Source organism: Stappia sp. BW2, assembly GCF_008107695.1.
Classification (GTDB): domain Bacteria; phylum Pseudomonadota; class Alphaproteobacteria; order Rhizobiales; family Stappiaceae; genus Roseibium.
This window is the reverse complement of record NZ_VIRG01000058.1, coordinates 126,007-143,954: the sequence shown is the minus strand read 5'-3', so window position 1 is coordinate 143,954 and position 17,948 is coordinate 126,007. Positions and strand designations below refer to the sequence as shown.

Below are 17,948 nucleotides of genomic sequence, written 5' to 3'. Positions count from 1 at the left end.
ACCAGACGCCGTTGCGCTCGATTGTGGAGAAGGTTAACCTAGCGTAAAGTTTTGTTAACTCTTTGTTGAAACAATCTAGGGGTTCCGCCAGAAGGCGGTAATTCTCTGAGGGCCAGGAGGCCGGAATGGCGACGATCGAAAGGCCGCAAGCGGCCCAGGTCGTGGCGCATGCGACAGAGTACCCAGCGGACCGTGACGGTGACGGCACAGGTTACGACCGCAGAAAACAGCGTGACACCGCAGAGCGCCACGAAAATGAAACCGGACTGTCCGAAGACACTCCGGCTGTTCTTATTGACGATCATCATACCGTAAATCATGTGCTGGATGGCGTTGCCGCCTACAGGGCCGCTGCCCTGCAGGTCATGGAGCCGGGCATCGACCACGGGCCTGTGCATCCGTTGCAGGGGCCGGTCGACAGGATGCCGGCAGACAATATCCGCCATGCTTATGAGGATCACGATGACGGTGAACCTCCACATGAAGTGAATGTCGCGACCTGAGGGGCGGGGACGCCCTTTCGGTTGAAGTTTCCTGGCTTGTTATTTATGGGTCCACACCCTAAGCCGTATCTATCGCTGGCGGGGAAGATATCCTATCGTTTGCCCGCCGGTGCACGTTGTTGCAGATGCTGCGTCAGGTGCCGCCGTTCCGGCTGGACAACCTGCCCTTGTCTGGCGCAGGCAGCCGGTTCCGGGTGACAAGAGCTGGAGACTTGAGTTTGACTTTTCCCGCACATCTTCTTGAAGGCTATAGCCGATACCTCAACAAGGGGTTCGTCAGGCACAGGGAAACCCATGAACGTCTGGCGATCTATGGTCAGACACCGGACGTGATGGTGATTTCCTGCTGCGATAGCCGGGTGACGCCTGAAGGCATATTCAACGTTGGGCCGGGAGAGCTGTTCGTGGTGCGCAACGTTGCCAACCTGGTGCCTCCCTACGAGGACACGGAAGGGCAGCACGGCACCAGCGCGGCAATCGAATTCGCGGTCAACGGACTTCAGGTCAAGCACATCGTCATCATGGGGCATGGTCACTGCGGTGGTGTGATGGCCTTCCGGGAAAACGCCAATGCACCGATGGCGACGGGCAAGTTCATCGGCCGCTGGATCAAGCTTCTGGAACCGGCGGCCATCGCGATGGCCTGCATGCCGGTGGACAAGTCAGACGATCCGCAGCTTGCGATGGAGTATGCCGGTATCCGGCAGTCGTTGAAGAACCTGTTGACCTTCCCCTTCATCGAGGCGGCGGTTCAGGAAGGCACGCTCAACCTGCACGGCTCCTGGTTCGACATCGGCTCCGGGGAGCTGCGGGTGATGGATCCCGAAACCCAGAGGTTTACCACCACTGCGCCGAGTGTTCTCGAAGCGGCTGGATAAGCGCGGCAAGGCAAGGAAAGGGACATCATGCTTGTCGATCCGACGCTTTATCGCCGTATGGCGAAATACAACGGCTGGATGACCGAAAAGGTCTATGCAGCGGCCGACCTGATGAGCGATGAAGACCGCAAGGCAGACCGGGGAGCCTTTTTCCGGTCCGTGCATTCGACGCTCAATCACATTCTTTTTGCCGACAGAGCCTGGATGGGCCGGTTTACCGGCCGCAGATACGAAATCAAGGGCATGGGCGTCGATCTCTACGAGAGTTTTGACGAGCTGAAAGCCGCTCATTTCGACATGTGCCTGCAGATTTCCGATTTTGCCGATTGGCTGACCATCGACTGGCTGGCCGAGGATCAGGAATGGACAAGCGGCCAGGATCGTATCACCCGGTCCCGGCCGCGCTGGTTGCTCGTCACTCACATGTTCAATCACCAGACCCATCATCGCGGTCAGGTGTCGACGCTGCTCACGCAGGCCGGGCACGACATCGGCGTTACAGATCTGCCGTTCATGCCCGATCTGGTGTGATCGGCAAGCCGGTTCAGACTTCCGTCTTCATCCCGTAGTTCTTCACTGCACCCAGCACCGCATCGATTTCGGAGCTGGAAAGAATGTGCGGCGAGCCGATGGTGCGGCTGAGGATATAGGCCTTGGCCAGGATTTCCAGTTCCTCCAGCCGCCACAGACCCTTTTCAAGAGTTTCCCCGACCACCACAGCACCGTGATTGGCCATCAGGCAGCCGTGCCGGGCTTTCATGGCGCCGGTCACTTCCCGTGCAAGTTCGTCGCTGCCGAACAGCGCGTAACCTGCCAGCGGAACCGTGTCGCCGCCGAAGAGGGCGATCATGTAGTGGCACGAGGGAATTTCCATCCGGTTGATCGCCAGTGCCGTGCAGTGGACCGGGTGCGCATGGACGACCGCGTGCATGTCCGGCTTTGCCCTGAGCAGGGCGAGGTGGAACTGCCATTCGGTTGAAGGCGGCAGTGGCCCCTCGAAGGCGCCGTCGCTGTCCAGCGGAATGGAGGCCAGCATATCCGGCGTCATGCGGTCGTAGGGTACGCCGGAGGGTGTGATGATCATCCGGTCGCCGGCGCGCGCGGAAATATTGCCCGATGTGCCCTGGTTGATGCCCCGGCTGTTCATCTCCTTGCAGGAATCGATGATGGCCTGGCGAAGGTCGGGTGTGTCCTGATAAGGCGTCTTAAGCATTGTTTTCCGTCAGATTGAGCATTTCGATCGCCGTTTCCGAGCAGGTGGCGATGTGGGTGGCGTATCCGCCGCGCAAAGCTGCCAGCATGGGTCTGGCACGGTCCGGGCCGGAGCCGACCAGCAGCCCCATGTCCTTGCCGCGCATCTGGTCCAGCGTCACGGCGATCATCCGGTCCTCGATTTCCCGGTTGAGGCCGTTGCCGTCCTGGTCGATCAGGCGACCGCAGATGACGCCGATGGCACCGCGTTCCGCGCAAGGGTCGATGTCGGAGGTATCGAGCAGGCCGGTATGGACGACGTGGCTGTCCGCCGTGCAGGTACCGCAGGCGAAAATGGTCTTGTTGCAGTCGGCTACCGCATCCAGCTGCATGCGGATGACCGGTTCCTGTTTCAATTCTTCGACCAGCGCCCGGTTGGAGAGCAGCAGCGGCACATGAAGGTTGACGCAGTGTGCGCCATAACGGCGGGCAAGTGTCGCCGAACAGGTTTCCGCGGCAAAGCCGAGGGCTGCGGGGCGCGAGCCGACAAGCTGAACCACGGTCAGGTCCGGAACCGTCACCCGTGGGGCGGCTTCTGCCACCCGGTAGACTGTTTCGCCCCAGGCAACGCCAAGCCGGTCGCCCGGTTGCAGAAGACCGGGCAGCCAGTCGGCCACCACGCGGGTTACCCGGTCGAGCGACTGGTCGGCGCCGGCGGAAGAGGATGGAACGACAATGGCGTCCTGCAAACCGAAGCGGTCGACCAGACGACGGGCCAGATCATGATTGCGGAAGATGTCCGTATCCAGCGTGATGCGGACATAGTCGCGCTTTCGCGCTTCGGACAGATAGTTGACGACCGTTGCCCGCGAGATGCCGAGACGTTCGGCAATCTCGTTCTGGTTCATGCCTTCCTGATAGTAGCACCAGGTCACCTCAATGATGCCATCGTCCTGACTGCGTGCCTTGCTGGCCGCGGCTGGTGTCGCGGCCTTGGTGCCGGAAGGTCGGGAGCTGCTCGGGCCCGGGCTCATGCGCTTTTGGCAATCCCGCTGAGATCCGGGAACAGGGCGGCCAGGCCTTCGGTGCTGGCCTCGCAAACGCCGCGTTCGGTGATCAGGCCGGTGATGAGGTGGTTCGGCGTAACGTCGAAGGCGGGGTTGCCGCCCGGTGTACCGGTCGGTGTCACCTGCACGACGCCGATCTTGCCGTCGTCGGTCAAGCCCTGGATATGCGTGACTTCACGCTCCTGGCGTTCCTCGATCGGAATTTCGGCAACGCCGTCATCCACCGTCCAGTCGATTGTGGGGGATGGCAGGGCAACGTAGAAAGGCACGTTGTTGGCCTTGGCGGCCAGTGCCTTCAGATAGGTGCCGATCTTGTTGCAGACGTCGCCCCGGCGGGTGGTGCGGTCCGTGCCGACGATGACAAGGTCGACAAGGCCGTGCTGCATCAGATGGCCGCCGGCGTTGTCGGTGATGTAAGTGTGCGGGATGCCGTGGCTGCCCAACTCCCAGGAAGTGAGGGCGCCCTGGTTGCGTGGGCGGGTCTCGTCCACCCAGACATGGATCGGAATGCCGGCATCATAAGCCTGGTACATCGGGCTTGTGGCCGTGCCCCAGTCGACTGTGGCGATCCAGCCGGCGTTGCAATGGGTCAGAATGCGGACGGGCTCGCCATCCTTCTTGCCCGCTGCAATCTTGCGGATGATTTCCAGGCCGTTCTGGCCGATGTTGTGGTTGATGCCGACGTCTTCGTCGGAGATCTCGTGCGCCAGTTTCAGAGCGGCTTCCGACCGGTCCGCCTCGGGCAGGGGCAGCAGATGCGCGCGGCAACGGTTGAGCGCCCAACGCAGGTTGATGGCTGTCGGCCGTGTCTTGTCGAGATATTCCCAGGCCTTGTCCAGATGGGCGTTGGATGGATCGATCTTCGCGGCGAGCGCCATGCCGTAGGCGGCGGTAGCGCCGATCAGCGGTGCGCCGCGCACGCGCATTTCCACGATGGCTTCGGCAAAGTCCTGGAGCGTGTCGACCTGCTGAACGCGGAATTCATGCGGCAGCCAGCGCTGATCGATGATCTGCAGGGCAGCCTTGTCGTCATCCCACCAGAGCGAGCGGTAATGAGTGCCGTTGACCTTCATGGGATGTCCTTCTTGTTGAATTGGCGCGCAAGCTTCACAAGCGCATCAGCCGAGGCGTAACTCTCAGGCGACAGGATGAGGTCGGCGCCCATGAGCAGGTTACGCGTTTCAAGGCGGCGCTTCAGTTGCTCGTCCTTTATGTCCTCGAAATCGGCATTATGGGCGAGCGACAGGGTGCGGCGGTGCATCTCGATGCCGCAGTAACCCATGGCTTCGGTCCGGATTTCCTCAAGGAGACCGGCACAGGCAAAATCGGACGCCTGCCCCTGATCCTCGAACAGCGCGGCCGGATAAAGCATGCCGGTGCGTTCGGTGTTCCACAGGTGCGTGAACTCGGTCTCGAAGGTGGAGAAGGTTTCGGTGATGACCGACAGGATCCAGTCCTGGAAGTCGTCAACGCTCTGCGCGCTGCGGTGAGCAGGCTGGCTGAAATAGGCCATCAGGAAGTTGGCCGTCAGCATGCCGATGTCGAAACCCAGCGGGCCGTATTGCACGAATTCCGGATCAATAACGCGGCTGTCGCTGTCCGTGGACATGATGGAGCCGCTGTGCAGGTCGCCATGCACCATGGTTTCAGAGTTGGAGGCGAATTTCATCAAAAGGCGCTGCACCCTGGCCTTCAGGTCCGTGTTGGCGCGCAGATCTGCCACCACGGGGTCGAGGCCTTCCGTGTGGTGGTTCATCTTTGCCGCGTAATAAGGGTCGGTGAAGACAAGCGCCTCCGTGATCGCAGGGATTTCCACGTTGCCGGCGAACAGGCTGACATCAGCCTTCTTGTCGGCGCTCTTCATGGAGAGCTCCGAGCCGCGAAACGCCGTGCGGGCACAGAAGGTGCCCAGGAAGGTGCCGAGCCCGGCGACTTTTTCGCCGTCGATCAGCTTGCGTCGCAGGATCTTGTGAGGCGAGAGGTATTCCATGACGATCAGCGCCTGGTCTTCGTCGAAGTAATAGACCTCCGGCACCGCGCCTGGATCGCGGGCAGCCTGGCGCACCAGGGCGTGGTTCTCGTAAAGCGCGCGGTAAAGCGGCAGCGGCCAACTGTCGCCGACCAGACGAACGTAGGGCAGGGCCTGCTTGACGATGACGGTGCCCTTCGGCCCATCGACGATAAAGACGAGGTTCAGGTTGCCGTCGCCCACTTCGCGAACGGTCCAGTCAGACGGGTCTGCTCCGATCCTGTCCGCGACTGCGGAAATCCCGGAAAGTCTCTCGCCGAGGGTTTCCGGCGTCAGGGGCCGATAGAGGTCTGGGGTACTCATCTTGGGTCTTGTTCCTCCCTATTTGGCCCCGATAATGATCAAGATTATTCAAAAGTCAATACAGTTGACAACTGCCTATTTAGCGTGCTGTAACGATGAGAAGCGGGGGAGGAACTCGCCAAACATCGGGAGGAAAGGTGTCAAACGTCACCTGTAAATTGAGCGGCTTGGAAAAGTCCTTCGGGCGTAACCACGTGCTTCGGGGGATCGATCTGGAGCTGCGTGCCGGCAAAGTCACGGCGCTGATGGGAGCCAACGGCGCCGGCAAGTCGACGCTTGTGAAAGTCCTGTGCGGCTATCATTTTGCCGATGCTGGCGAGATCGAGCTGGCCGGTGCGCCCTTCAAGCCTCTCGATGCGGCCGATGCCATCTCCAAGGGCGTCGTGACCGTGCACCAGTCCATTGATGACGGTGTCATTCCGGATCTCGATGTCGCCACCAACCTGACGCTTGATCTGCTCACCGAACCGGGCGCTGATTTTTTCGTCAACGACAGGAAACTGCGTCGGCAGGCTCGCAAGGTCGCCGAAAGCATGGGCCTGTCGATGGATGTGCGCACCCGTGTTGCGGACCTGGAGGTCGCCGACCGTCAGATGATCGCAATCGCCCGTGCCATGGCCCGGTCGCCGAAGTTGCTCATTCTGGACGAACCGACCTCTTCCCTGTCGGCTTCCGAAGCCGATCGACTTTTTGCGCTGATCGACCGGCTGCGTGCTGAAGGGGTTGCCGTTCTCTATATTTCCCACCGCATGTCGGACATTCGCCGCGTGGCGGATCGGATCGTTTCCATGCGCGATGGGGCGATCTCCGGCCTGTTTGAGACAGAGCCGCTGGACTATGTCGGTGCGGTCAACGCCATGCTTGGCCATCAGATGACCGAGGTGGACATCGACCCGGTCACGGGCGGGGATCCGATCCTGGAAGTCGACCGCGTTCGTCTTTTCGAAAACGGCCCGCAGATCGAGCTGACCGCCCGCGAAGGCGAAGTGGTTGCCCTGACGGGTCTGCTCGGCAGTGGCACCACGGAACTCGCGGAAGTGCTTTTTGGTCTGGCAAAACCGGCCGGCGGCAGCTTGCGGCTGGACGGCAAGGCCTACACACCCAAAAGCGCGGAAGACGCCGTCTCCAAGGGTGTCTTCATGTCACCCAAGGACCGCAGCGTGAATGCGGTGGTGCCGGACTTCGACATTGCCAACAACATGACGTTGCCTTTCCTGGGGGCGTTCAGCCGGTTTTCTTTCCTGAGCGAACGCGGTCAGCGCCGGGCCGCGGATGAGATGATCGGCAAGATCGGCATCGTCTGTCAGGGCAACAGCGACGGCATCAACACCCTGTCGGGCGGCAACCAGCAGAAGGTCATGATCGGCCGCTGGCTGCTGCAGGCGAGCCGCGTCCTGCTGCTGGACGAACCTTTCCAGGGTGTCGATATCGGCGCCCGGCGGGACATCGGTCATTACATCCGGCAAACCGCAAAGGGGCGAACGACGCTCGTCTTCGTGGCGGAAATCGATGAGGCCCTGGAAATCGCCGACCGCATCGTCGTCATGCACGAGGCTGCGATTGTCGGCGAATACATCAACAAGAACGTCGACCTTAACCGTCTGGTCGCGGATGTCTCCGGACCGGCAAACGGGCAGGGACAGCGCGAGGCGGCAACGCAGGCAATGGCAGTATGAATACCGGAACAATGAACAAGACCCCGCTCGAACTTGCCATCCGCTACGGCTTCCTCGTCCTGCTCGGCGGACTGGCCCTTTTCTTCAGTCTCTATGCCAGCGGCTTTGCCAGCCCGCGCTCGGCGGTCTTCATTCTGCAGTCGGTTGCCATTACCGGCATCCTGGCGCTCGGGGTCACCTGTACGCTGGTAGTGGGCGGGTTCGACCTGTCCATCGGTTCGGTCGCAACATCGGCCTTGATGCTGTCGGCCTATTCCATGGTGGTGCTGGAGCAATCCGCCTTTGTGGCTGTCGTTCTTTGCCTGGTTATGGGTGCGGTTGTCGGCCTGATCAACGGCTTCCTGATCGTGAAGATGCGCGTCCCGGATCTTCTGGCAACGCTTGGCATGATGTTCCTGCTGATCGGATTGCAGCGCATTCCGACCCAGGGCAATTCGATTGCGACCGGGATGAGCCTGGGCGACGGCGGCGTTGCGGAAGGAACCTTCTCCGCGGCATTCCTGTGGCTTGGCCGGCACCGCTTCGATCTGTTCCTGGACCGCCTGCTTCCGGTGCCGGTGGTGGTGTTCCTTTTGATCGCGCTGCTGATCTGGTTGTTCCTGGGGTATACGCGCCATGGCCGCCTGATGTATGCCATCGGATCCAATGAACGGGCCGCCGAACTGGTGGGCACCAACGTGCAGCGCTACAAGATCGTTGCCTACATGATTTCCGGCATGCTGGCATCGGTCGGTGGCATTCTGCTGGCCGCGCGCTTGGGCCGTGGGGACATTGCCTCGGGCAACAATCTTCTGCTCGACAGCGTGGCTGCCGCCCTCATCGGGTTCGCGGTGCTTGGCGCCGCCCGGCCGAACGCATTCGGCACGGCCGCAGGTGCGCTGTTCGTGGGTATTCTTCTTCAGGGGCTGACCATGATGAACGCCCCTTACTACATGCAGGATTTCGTCAAGGGCGCCGTACTGGTCGCCGCCCTTGTCTTCACATTCTACCTGTCCTCGCGACGCGGGGGCCGGAGAACAGCGTGACGCCCTGAATGGCGCCGTTTCCATTGGGAGGAAAACAAATGCTGAGACGTGAATTCATGAAGTTGGCGGTTGCCGCCGGGATCGGGCTTTCCGGCGGAGCGGCTTTCGCAGCCGACATGCCGGCCCCCTTCGACAAGCCGGAAGACGTCAAGATCGCCCTGGTGCGTTACCTATCCACCGGCGACTTCTTCCAGTCCTATCTGTCGGGCGTTGAAAAACAGGCAGACGCTCTTGGCGTCGATCTGCGCGTTCTCGACAGCCGCCAGGATGCAGCCCTTCAGGCCGACATGGTCGACCAGGCCATTGCGCTTGGTGTCGACGGCATCATCATTCAGCACGGCCTGACCGAATCTATGAAGGCTGCCGCACAACGCGCCGTCGAGGCGGGCATCAAGGTTGTCGCCTTCGACGTCAACGTTGAAAACGACGCGATCCCGCAGATCGAGCAGTCCGACTATCTGCTTGGCAAACTGGCTCTGGATCAGGCGATCAAGGACAACGGCGATACCTTTACCGCCGGTTACGTCTATGTGCCGGGTATTGCGCCGCTGGATCGCCGCGATGTCGCTTGGAAGGAAGTCAAGGATTCCAACCCGGGCATCACGGAAGCGGCCATGTTCGGCACGCTCGACAACCCGATTGCCAATTCGGTTGCCAACCAGGCCCGCTCGGTTCTGCAGGCCAACCCGACCATCAGCGTCATCTTCGCCCCTTACGATGAGTTCGCAAAGGGCGTGAAGATCGCGGTTGACGAAGCCGGTCTCAACCAGGACATCGATATCTATTCCGCCGATGTTTCCACGGCCGATATCTCCGCCATGCGCGAACCGGACTCCGCCTGGGCGGCAACGGTTGCAACCAACCCGGCAGTGGTTGGCGAAGTCAGCGTGCGTACGCTGGCCTTGATGCTGGCCGGGGAAGATCCGGGTAAGCAGGTTGTTGTGCCGCCGACCCTGATCACCCAGGAGTTCCTCAACGAACAGGACGTCAAGAACATGGAGGAACTGGGCCAGAAGATGCCGCAGTTCCAGCATGCCGACGTGTCTGTTGCCGAGTGGATTCCGCTTCCGGCACGCTGAGACCAATCTCACAGCGCACTCGAAAACCCGGTGCTCGCGCGCCGGGTTTTTTGTTGCCGGATTTTTGTTGTCAGGGCTGCAAACGTTCGCCTGCCGTTCTCAGGCGCGCACCTTGCGGCGGACATGGCCGAAGTCAGAACTCAGCACGAGGGAACGGAATTTACGCAGGAGATACATATCGAGTTTGCCACTCATCTCAAACATGATCGCGAAGGCCTGACGCGGGCTGAGGCTTTCCTTGTAAGCCCGTTTTTCGGTGAGGGCGGAATAGATGTCGGCGATTGTCAGCAGTCTGACAGGTTGCGGGATCTGATTTCCCTTCAAGCCGTTCGGATAACCGCTTCCATCCAGAAATTCATGGTGCCACAGGGCCATCTCCACGACCTGTTTCGGGAGTTCCTGCCGGGTTGCAAGAATTTCTTCGCTGTATTGCGGGTGCTTGTTGACCAGTATGCGTTCTTCGCTGGTCAGCCTGCCCGGCTTGTCCAGGATGGAGAGCGGAATCTTGACCTTGCCGAGGTCATGGACCAGTGCGCCGAGGCCAAGCAGTGCCTGGTCTGCCTCGGAATAACCAAGTGAACGCGTAAACGAAGCGGTGTGACCGGCGACCATCATCGTGTGGCAGAACGTATGGCTGTGATGGCACTGGACCGCACTGAGCCAATTGTCGATACCGTCCGTCATGATTGCGGAACTTATGTCCTGGGCGTTGGTTGCCAGAAACCGCGTGGGCAACGGCGCTCCGGAAAGGGCGGCCGCCGACATAAGGTTCAAGCCCATGCTGGTTGTTTCGACCGATTTGACGATCGTTTCCGAAAACCGGCTGGGGAGTGTGGGTTTGGAGTAGTCGCCCACGACTTCGCGTATCTTTTCGAACAGGGCCGCGAATTTTTCCTCGCGGTCGAGTAAATTGTAAAATCCGAGTTCGCGTGCCTGCAGCAAATTTTGCCGGCTGTTCATGTCGACAATACCGATTGTCGGGACGGATTGGCCGCTTTTCGAAAAAGCCCGCAAGATATCGATTTGGGCAGACCCAAGATCAAGAAAATCGAGAAGCAGGAGCGAACGCGGCTTGATCTTCCGAAAACTGGTTTCAGAAAAGCCAATTCTTTTCGTCGGATAGAGGGTCGCGATCTTCGCAAATCGCGATGGAAACGCTCCGAAATCCTCTGCCGCAATTAAGATTTGAATCATGATCAATCGGCATCTGAAACAATTTTGGGTCAGGACAAGAATTGTAGAAAAAACCTAAAAAAGCCCTAAAAAACCTTAGTATAACTTACCAGTAGTATTACCCAGATATCACGGTGACTACATTTCTGATCTAATCGATTAAGCGCTCTCTGCGGCAGATTTCCTGTGAAGCTTTGGGCTGTTTCGTTATTGCTATATGCAATGGAAGAACGATTTGCTGGCGGTGAGAAGCGCAAATTGCGGCTGTGCCGGCAGAAATGTCTTTGCAACCATGCATCGGCGAGTTTTCTTGCCGTCGCCCTTTATGAGCCCACACCCCAATGTCCGGCTCGACGATGCGTGGTTCTGACGTCCTGGAGGAAACGGGTGTTGGGCGGCCCACGCCTGAAGTGATCCGGCATCAGCGCGCGATAATGACGAGACAGCAGCTGCCAAAGACAAAAAAGGCGCGGTTGGGGAACCGCGCCTTCCGAAAGGAAAAGTCTTTTCCGAAGGTGTCAGGCAGCAGCGACACCGTTCAGGAAGGTTTCCACTTCCTGTTTCAGCTCTTCCGTGCGCGCCGACAGCAATTCCGACGCGTCGAGAACCGAGTGAGAGGCCTCTGACGTCTGATTGACGGCGCTTGAGAGGTCGGACATGCAGGACGAGACGAACGTGGTGCCTTCGGCAGCGTTCTGGGCGTTCTGCGATATCTCACCGGTTGCCGAGCCTTGCTGGCTCACGGCTGCGGCGATGGTGCTGGTGTAGGAATTCACCTCTTCCATGATCTTGGTGATTTCCGCAATCGCACCGACGGAATCCTTCGTGGCGTCCTGAATGGCGGTGATCTGCGCACTGATCTCCTCGGTTGCCTTGGAGGTCTGGGTGGCCAGTTCCTTCACTTCAGCCGCGACGACCGCGAAGCCCTTGCCGGCTTCCCCAGCGCGTGCCGCCTCGATGGTGGCGTTGAGGGCCAGCAGGTTGGTCTGCTCGGCAATTGCCTGAATGAGGGTTACCACTTCACCGATCTTGGAAGCGGAAGCCGCAAGGCCTTCCACCTTCTCGTTGGTCACGCGCGTGCCTTCGGTTGCACGGCCAACAACCTCCGTTGTCTGCGCCACCTGGCGGGAGATTTCGCTGATGGAAGCGGAGAGTTCTTCGGCGGCACTGGCCACGGTCTGGACGCTCGAGGTTGCTTCATCGGCAGAATTCAGCGTTTCTGTTGCACTTGATGCGCTCTGGCCGGAGAGGTCGGAGAGGCGTCCTGCGGTGCCTTCCAGGCCATGCACGGTTTCGTTGACCGAGTTGAGCACGTTGGACACATTGGTCCGGAAGGATTCAATCAGCTGCTGAACCCGGCTTTGCCGGTCAACGGCCTCAGCCTCGGACGTGCGCTGGTTCTCGGTCAGTTCAATCCGCTCGACGGCGCGCTGACGCAGTGTGCTGACGGCCTGGGCCAATGTACCGATCTGGTCGGAACGCTCCTTGAAGGGAACTTCGTCAGCAAGGTTGTCCTGCGCAATCTGATCGGTGATTTCCGCAAGTCTCGTAATCGGGCGCAACTGGCGGCGGATGGCAAGGATGAGGAGGATCACGGAAACGGCAACGACCGGCAGTGCCAGCATTGCGTAGCGGCTGGTCAGTTCCCATGCGTGTGCCTCGACCGCAGCCTTTTCCACGCCGGCGTAAAGGATGCCGAGAATATCGCCGTTGGTGGAGAAGATCGGCTGATAGACGGTGAAATAGTCCTTGCCGAGAATGGTGGCCTGACCGTGGAAGGTCTTGCCGTTTGTCACGACAGGATAAACCGCGCCGTTCTGGCCAAGCTGGGTTCCGACGGCACGCTTGCCGTCACCCTTGATGATGTTGGTGGTCTTGCGCCAGAAATCCTTCGTTTCAGGATCCCAGGCAAAAACAGTCGCGGTTTCGCCTGTCATGCGCCCGACGGCGTCGATCATGTCATGGTTTTCGAATTCCGGCATTTCGGCGATTTCGATCCGCTGGACGTTGCTTTTTGCGTCCCAGGTGACCTTTGCCCCGTCGATGCGGTCCTCCAGCAGCGTGGCAGCAACACGCAGGTTGATATTCTGCTTGATCTGGGCGCGATCCTGCGCCTGGCCAAGGGCTACCTGGTAGAGGATAAAGCCCACAACGATCATCGAAATTCCAAGAACGCTCGCAGAAATAATTGCAAGCGTTGAAGTCACACTCAACTTAGACAGTAAATTCTTCATAGCCACCCCCAAGGTAAACATTGTCATTATTCTTAATGATTTTCGTAAATTATCAGTGAAGGCAGGTTCACCTAATTGGGAGACAGTTTTCACGGATTTACTGTAATCTTTTCACTCGTTTTGAGTGCATTTCTTGTCTTTTCTGTATGTTTTTTCCGGCGAGCTCTGCCCTGACTGCACCAAACCATCAACGATGCCGCAGACGGAGGAGGCGTTGGCGTCAGGGGCTGCCCAGAAGGGCGTCTGAGGGCTTAAAACAGCATTGCGCATGGGGCGAGATTGGCCACTGCGTCGTGCCCATTGGCCCTTCAGGAGGCCAGCCCACTCCGCACCGTTTCTGGTCTTTTAAAAGGCGTCCTACGCACTTTTCGCGAGAAAGTGAGGATACATTCCCCATTTGGGGAATAGTAGATATGACGCAAGGGCATAAGATGACCTTGCTGCCTCGGCGGAGGAGATTTTTTTAAGCTTCAACGTAGCGCCGGGTGTCAGTTAACTTTTTGCCGGTTGCCTCTTGGGGGGGTTGGCGGTCCTCGAACTTCGTTTCGAGTGTTTTTATAAGATATTGATACTGGCGTTAGGGAGCCGGTTGAGATCGGCACAACCCGCTTGTAGCTTGCTGCAACGTACTGGTTAGAAGCCGGCTCCCATATTTCCTCATCCTTGATGAGTTGCTGATCGCCATAGGCCTTTTCTGCCAGTCTAGCTGACAAAGAGAAGTGCGCTGCCCGCGACGACGCCTGCGGCGCCCACCCACGCGCCAGGTGCCGGCGCTTCCTTCGTTCTCCACCACATCATCGGCAGTATGAGCACCGGTGTCGTTGCCGACAGGGTTGCGATGATGCCGACCTCTCCGCCCGAAAGTGCGAACAGGATCAGCGTCATGCCCAGCCCCATGCCGAGCAGGCCGGAAATGGCGACCAGACCGACAACCGGAAGCGTAAAGTTTCCCGCCGGCTTGACCCAACGAACCGGCAAGCGTGTCAGGAGCAGCAGCCCGAGCGCCGCTACGCCGACGCGAATGCTGGAGGCGGCAACCGGGTCGGCGCCAGTTTCCATGATCGGACGGGCAATCAGCGACCCGGCCGACTGGGACAGCGCCGCGGCAAGGCCGAGAAGCACACCAATCCAGACAGGACCCTTGATGTTTTCCCATTTGTGAAGCTGGGACTTGCGCTTGCCGAACCGAATGGCCAGCAGAACGCCCAGAAACGTCAGACCAATGCCGACCACTTGTGTGGAGGTCAGATCCTCGTTCAGGAGCAGCCAGCCGAGGATCGCAGACATGGGTGCGTTCAGCGAAAACAGCATCGCGGTCCGGCGCGGCCCCATGCGGTTCAGCGTCAGGAAAAGAGCCGTATCGCCGAGAAAGATGCCGAGGAAACCGGACAGGATCAGAGGCAGCATCTGCTCCTGGCCGATGGAGCCCCAACCCGTGGTCAGGAACACCCAGATGTTCAGCATCATTGTCACCAGCACCATGCGTGTGCAGTTGAAGGTAATGGCGCCGAGATGCTGGGCGGGGCCGGTCGATAGCAGTCCGGTAAGTGCCCAAAGGGCCGCCGCGCCGAGGGCTGCGGCTTCATAGGAAAACATCGGTTCAGATCCGTTAAAGGTCTTCCAGCGGGCCGGGCAGTTCGCCGGTCCAGGCGGTTTCGAAGAAAGCGGCTTCCAGTTTGCTCATCCGGCGGAAGAGATCCGCAACACGGAGTTGGTCTGCTTCTGGCAGGGCGGGGCCGATCCGGTCCATTTCAGCGCGGATCCAGTTTACGAAGGCCTCGAAGCCGGGCACGGCATGAAGGTCGATCCATTCGGCTAGATAAAACGCATCCGGGCGCGGCTTTCGGGCTTCGCGCAGGCCCCAGATCAGATAACACCATTCGGCGCAGAGCAGGCAGGCAAGCCCTTCGGCGTAACTGCCTTGTCCGGAGGACCTCAGCATGAGCTGCCAGAAGGCGCGGGTTACCGGACCTTGAGCCGCGGTTTCATAGACCTGCGGTTCCACACCCAGCGCCTCGAAAGAGCGCAGGAAGTAATCGTTTTCCTCCGACGTCAGCAGGGCCAGGAAACCGGAAAGCCGGGACTTGGCAGGCATGCCGGGGGCTTTTGCGACGAGATACCCCAGGGTGGAGGCGAGATCGGTGACGAAGGTGTAATCCTCGATCAGATACCGCGCATAGGCAGCCTCGGGCATGGTGCCGTCACCGATCGCAACTGTGAAGGGGTGGCCGGTCGCCTCGCTCCAATAGGGCTCGGCCCGGGCTGCCAGCCAGTCGGTGAAACATTTGCCGGGAAAGCGATCAAGGAAGTCGGCGAACGACCCGTTGAATTCAGATGGCATGGAAACGGAACTCTTTGGCGGCCTTTGCGCTTCCTCAGAACGAGGAAGAAGGGAGCACCTGGCTTGACGGACCGGGTAGAGAGGGTGGTCTGGACGTTTTCAGGGGGGGGGGGCTGCCCGGGATCAGTGTCTGGTTTCACCCGAGCGGCCGGTAGGCCCAAAAAAACGGGCGCCAGAGGCGCCCGTCTGAATTGTTGATCAGGCTGCTGCCTTTTTCGGAGTGATCAGGCCGCGGTTGACGAGAACTTCGGCGATCTGAACGGCATTGAGCGCCGCGCCCTTGCGCAGGTTGTCGGAAACGACCCAGATGTTGAGGCCATTTTCGACCGTTGCGTCCTCGCGGATGCGGGAAATATAGGTCGCATCTTCGCCGGCGCTTTCATAAGGCGTGATGTAGCCGCCGTCTTCCTGCTTGTCGATGACGAGGCAGCCCGGAGCTTCGCGCAGGATGTTGCGCGCTTCTTCTGCGGTGATCTCGTTTTCGAACTCGATGTTGACGCTTTCCGAGTGGCCGATGAAGACCGGCACGCGCACGGCCGTGCAGGTCACCTTGATGGCCGGGTCGAGCATCTTCTTGGTTTCCGCCAGCACCTTCCATTCTTCCTTGGTGTAGCCATCTTCCATGAAAGTATCGATGTGCGGGATCACGTTGAAAGCGATGCGCTTGGTGAACTTGCTCGGCTCGATCGGGTCGTTCACGAAGACAGCACGGGTCTGGTTGAACAGCTCTTCCATCGCATCCTTGCCACCACCGGAAACCGACTGGTAGGTGGACACGACGATGCGCTTGATCTTGGCGTGATCATGCAGCGGCTTCAGCGCCACCACCAGCTGAGCGGTGGAGCAGTTCGGATTGGCAATGATGTTCTTCTTGGCAAAACCGGCGACGGCATCGGCATTCACTTCCGGAACGATCAGCGGCACGTCGGCGTCGTAGCGCCATGCGGAAGAGTTGTCGATGACGATGCAGCCCTTGGCAGCGATCTTCGGAGACCATTCCTTGGAGACAGTGCCGCCGGCGGACATCAGGCAGATGTCGGTATCGGAGAAGTCATAGTTCTCCATGGCCTGAACCTTCAGCGTCTTGTCGCTGAAGGAAACTTCGGTGCCCTGAGACCTGCGGGAGGCGAGAGCGACGACTTCGTCTGCCGGAAAACCGCGCTCAGCGAGAATGTCCAGCATCTCGCGTCCGACATTGCCGGTAGCGCCTGCAATTGCGATCTTGAAACCCATCTTTGACTAGTCCTTGTCCGTCTCCCCGCTTCGCCAGCCGCCCGGTTCTGGATGGGCGTGGCCGGCTCCCGGCGCCTCCCATCCCCGGGGAGGCGGGATGAGCGGCACCGTCAAGCGGTGGTCTTGGTGGTCTTGGTAGTGCGTTTGAGAGCGGTTGCTGCAGCCGTCCGCGGCTCGCCGCGCATGAACGTAGCGCTGGCAAGGGCCTGGGACATCATATCCAGAATGTCGGCTTTCAGCCGGGTCATCGGGGCTCGCAATCGTCAAAACTTGAGACGGCGGTGTTTTTGCCCGGAAATTCCCGCGAGTCAACAAGGAATAGGCCGGTGTTGCCAGCTAAGTGAACGAATTGATGCTTTGCCGGGCCCGGCAGGCGGCCCCTGCCTTCGCATTTCCGTGAGATGAGGCGCTTTGGTAACAGGGCGATCCGGCCCGTTTCAACCGCCCCCAAGCAGATCACGCGGTGAACAGCCGTCCCGGTCCGCGTCCCGCCGTGGACAAGCCGGCCAGATGCATCATGTGCCAGGCAAGTGCCAGATTGGAGCTGATGACGGGTTTGCCCAGACGCTTTTCGCAAGTCTCTATGACGGGCAGCGTACGTAAGTTGGTGCAGGAGGCAAAGACGGCTTCTATCTCCGGATCCTTGCCGACTTCGCAAATAGCGTCTTCCACGGATTGAAGGCTGATCCTTGCGACAACAGCTTCTTCCGCCTGCCCGAAAGAGCCGACACTGGCGGGTGTCACGCCGTTCTTTTCCAGGAGACGGCAGAGCGCGTCGGAGACTTCCGCCACATAGGGGGAGACGATGGCGACCCGTGAGACGCCAAGGTGTCCAAGTGCGGCAATCACCGCGCGGGCCGGGTCTGTGACGAGAGCGCCCGGATGAGGCAGCTGGATCGCGCCAGCTACCTGGTCCGAGCCGATCACCGTTGCACCGGAGGTGCAGGCATAGGCAATGACATCAAGCGGGCGTGTGCCTGGAAGAAGAGCGGCCGTGTCCGTCAGCCGGGCCTTCATCTGCATGAGCTTTTCGGAAGTGACTTCAGTAGCGCTCTCGATCCGGGCGTGAAGCAGCGAGACGCCCTCCTGATGAAACAGGGGCCGGAATTCGCTCTCGATGGTTTCGTCAACCGACAGCAAGATAAGGCCGAAAGCGGCTTTTGTGGCAGAGCCCGTGTCGCAGTCGAAGGGCAGTTTCATGGCGCTGTTCCCGGTG

The 17,948-nt window shown here is 59.7% G+C and carries 17 protein-coding genes; 6 read left to right on the top strand and 11 right to left on the bottom strand.

Annotated features, from left to right (window positions below; translation table 11 throughout):
- Positions 1 to 125 precede the first annotated feature (125 nt).
- From FMN63_RS08855 to FMN63_RS08845, 3 genes are all read left to right on the top strand, one after another.
- On the top strand, positions 126 to 503 hold the full coding sequence (locus FMN63_RS08855; protein ID WP_148583600.1) for a hypothetical protein: 378 nt from the start codon (positions 126 to 128) through the stop codon (positions 501 to 503).
- A gap of 218 nt (positions 504 to 721) precedes the next feature.
- Positions 722 to 1,381, top strand: a complete 660-nt coding sequence (locus tag FMN63_RS08850; RefSeq protein ID WP_148583599.1) for a carbonic anhydrase — start codon at positions 722 to 724, stop codon at positions 1,379 to 1,381.
- A gap of 27 nt (positions 1,382 to 1,408) precedes the next feature.
- Positions 1,409 to 1,912: a DinB family protein gene (locus tag FMN63_RS08845; RefSeq protein WP_148583598.1), complete on the top strand. Its 504-nt coding sequence runs from the start codon at positions 1,409 to 1,411 to the stop codon at positions 1,910 to 1,912.
- A gap of 13 nt (positions 1,913 to 1,925) precedes the next feature.
- Here the strand turns inward: FMN63_RS08845 and FMN63_RS08840 are convergent, their stop codons facing one another.
- Genes FMN63_RS08840 through mtnK form a run of 4 tightly spaced genes read right to left on the bottom strand, consistent with a single transcriptional unit; the run spans position 1,926 to position 5,971 of the window.
- Positions 1,926 to 2,594 (bottom strand): class II aldolase/adducin family protein, encoded by a 669-nt coding sequence (locus tag FMN63_RS08840; protein WP_148583597.1) that lies wholly within the window; start codon positions 2,592 to 2,594, stop codon positions 1,926 to 1,928.
- On the bottom strand, positions 2,587 to 3,606 hold the full coding sequence (locus FMN63_RS08835) for a sugar-binding transcriptional regulator (protein WP_148583596.1): 1,020 nt from the start codon (positions 3,604 to 3,606) through the stop codon (positions 2,587 to 2,589). The genes FMN63_RS08840 and FMN63_RS08835 overlap by 8 nt, the downstream gene beginning before the upstream one ends.
- Entirely contained in the window at positions 3,603 to 4,712 is a 1,110-nt protein-coding gene (mtnA, locus tag FMN63_RS08830; protein WP_148583595.1) for an S-methyl-5-thioribose-1-phosphate isomerase, read from the bottom strand. The genes FMN63_RS08835 and mtnA overlap by 4 nt, the downstream gene beginning before the upstream one ends.
- The gene (mtnK, locus tag FMN63_RS08825) at positions 4,709 to 5,971 is read right to left on the bottom strand and encodes an S-methyl-5-thioribose kinase (protein WP_148583594.1); all 1,263 of its coding nucleotides are present in this window, start codon (positions 5,969 to 5,971) and stop codon (positions 4,709 to 4,711) included. Before mtnK ends, mtnA begins: the two co-directional genes overlap by 4 nt.
- Before the next feature lie 137 nt (positions 5,972 to 6,108).
- Here mtnK and FMN63_RS08820 point away from each other — a divergent pair, with 137 nt between their 5' ends.
- Genes FMN63_RS08820 through FMN63_RS08810 form a run of 3 tightly spaced genes read left to right on the top strand, consistent with a single transcriptional unit; the run spans position 6,109 to position 9,751 of the window.
- On the top strand, positions 6,109 to 7,647 hold the full coding sequence (locus FMN63_RS08820; protein WP_286192560.1) for a sugar ABC transporter ATP-binding protein: 1,539 nt from the start codon (positions 6,109 to 6,111) through the stop codon (positions 7,645 to 7,647).
- Positions 7,644 to 8,672, top strand: coding sequence for an ABC transporter permease (locus FMN63_RS08815; protein WP_209001024.1), 1,029 nt, complete (start codon positions 7,644 to 7,646; stop codon positions 8,670 to 8,672). Before FMN63_RS08820 ends, FMN63_RS08815 begins: the two co-directional genes overlap by 4 nt.
- Positions 8,673 to 8,728: 56 nt before the next feature.
- Entirely contained in the window at positions 8,729 to 9,751 is a 1,023-nt protein-coding gene (locus tag FMN63_RS08810; RefSeq protein WP_286192572.1) for a substrate-binding domain-containing protein, read from the top strand.
- 99 nt (positions 9,752 to 9,850) lie between these two features.
- Here FMN63_RS08810 and FMN63_RS08805 read toward each other — a convergent pair whose 3' ends face one another.
- The 7 genes from FMN63_RS08805 to FMN63_RS08780 all read right to left on the bottom strand — a co-directional run bounded on the left by FMN63_RS08805 (position 9,851) and on the right by FMN63_RS08780 (position 17,932).
- Entirely contained in the window at positions 9,851 to 10,945 is a 1,095-nt protein-coding gene (locus tag FMN63_RS08805; RefSeq protein ID WP_148583592.1) for an HD-GYP domain-containing protein, read from the bottom strand.
- Between the two features lie 497 nt (positions 10,946 to 11,442).
- Positions 11,443 to 13,083, bottom strand: coding sequence for a methyl-accepting chemotaxis protein (locus FMN63_RS08800; RefSeq protein ID WP_209001023.1), 1,641 nt, complete (start codon positions 13,081 to 13,083; stop codon positions 11,443 to 11,445).
- 777 nt (positions 13,084 to 13,860) lie between these two features.
- The gene (locus tag FMN63_RS08795; RefSeq protein WP_148583590.1) at positions 13,861 to 14,754 is read right to left on the bottom strand and encodes a DMT family transporter; all 894 of its coding nucleotides are present in this window, start codon (positions 14,752 to 14,754) and stop codon (positions 13,861 to 13,863) included.
- A 13-nt stretch (positions 14,755 to 14,767) separates the two neighbouring features.
- Positions 14,768 to 15,499: a TenA family protein gene (locus FMN63_RS08790; protein WP_148583589.1), complete on the bottom strand. Its 732-nt coding sequence runs from the start codon at positions 15,497 to 15,499 to the stop codon at positions 14,768 to 14,770.
- Between the two features lie 198 nt (positions 15,500 to 15,697).
- The gene (locus FMN63_RS08785) at positions 15,698 to 16,732 is read right to left on the bottom strand and encodes an aspartate-semialdehyde dehydrogenase (RefSeq protein ID WP_148583588.1); all 1,035 of its coding nucleotides are present in this window, start codon (positions 16,730 to 16,732) and stop codon (positions 15,698 to 15,700) included.
- Between the two features lie 110 nt (positions 16,733 to 16,842).
- A complete protein-coding gene (locus FMN63_RS29385) occupies positions 16,843 to 16,980 on the bottom strand; it encodes a hypothetical protein (protein WP_006937785.1) in 138 nt (45 codons plus the stop codon).
- A 208-nt stretch (positions 16,981 to 17,188) separates the two neighbouring features.
- Entirely contained in the window at positions 17,189 to 17,932 is a 744-nt protein-coding gene (locus FMN63_RS08780; RefSeq protein ID WP_148583587.1) for a maleate cis-trans isomerase family protein, read from the bottom strand.
- Between the last annotated feature and the right edge of the window lie 16 nt (positions 17,933 to 17,948).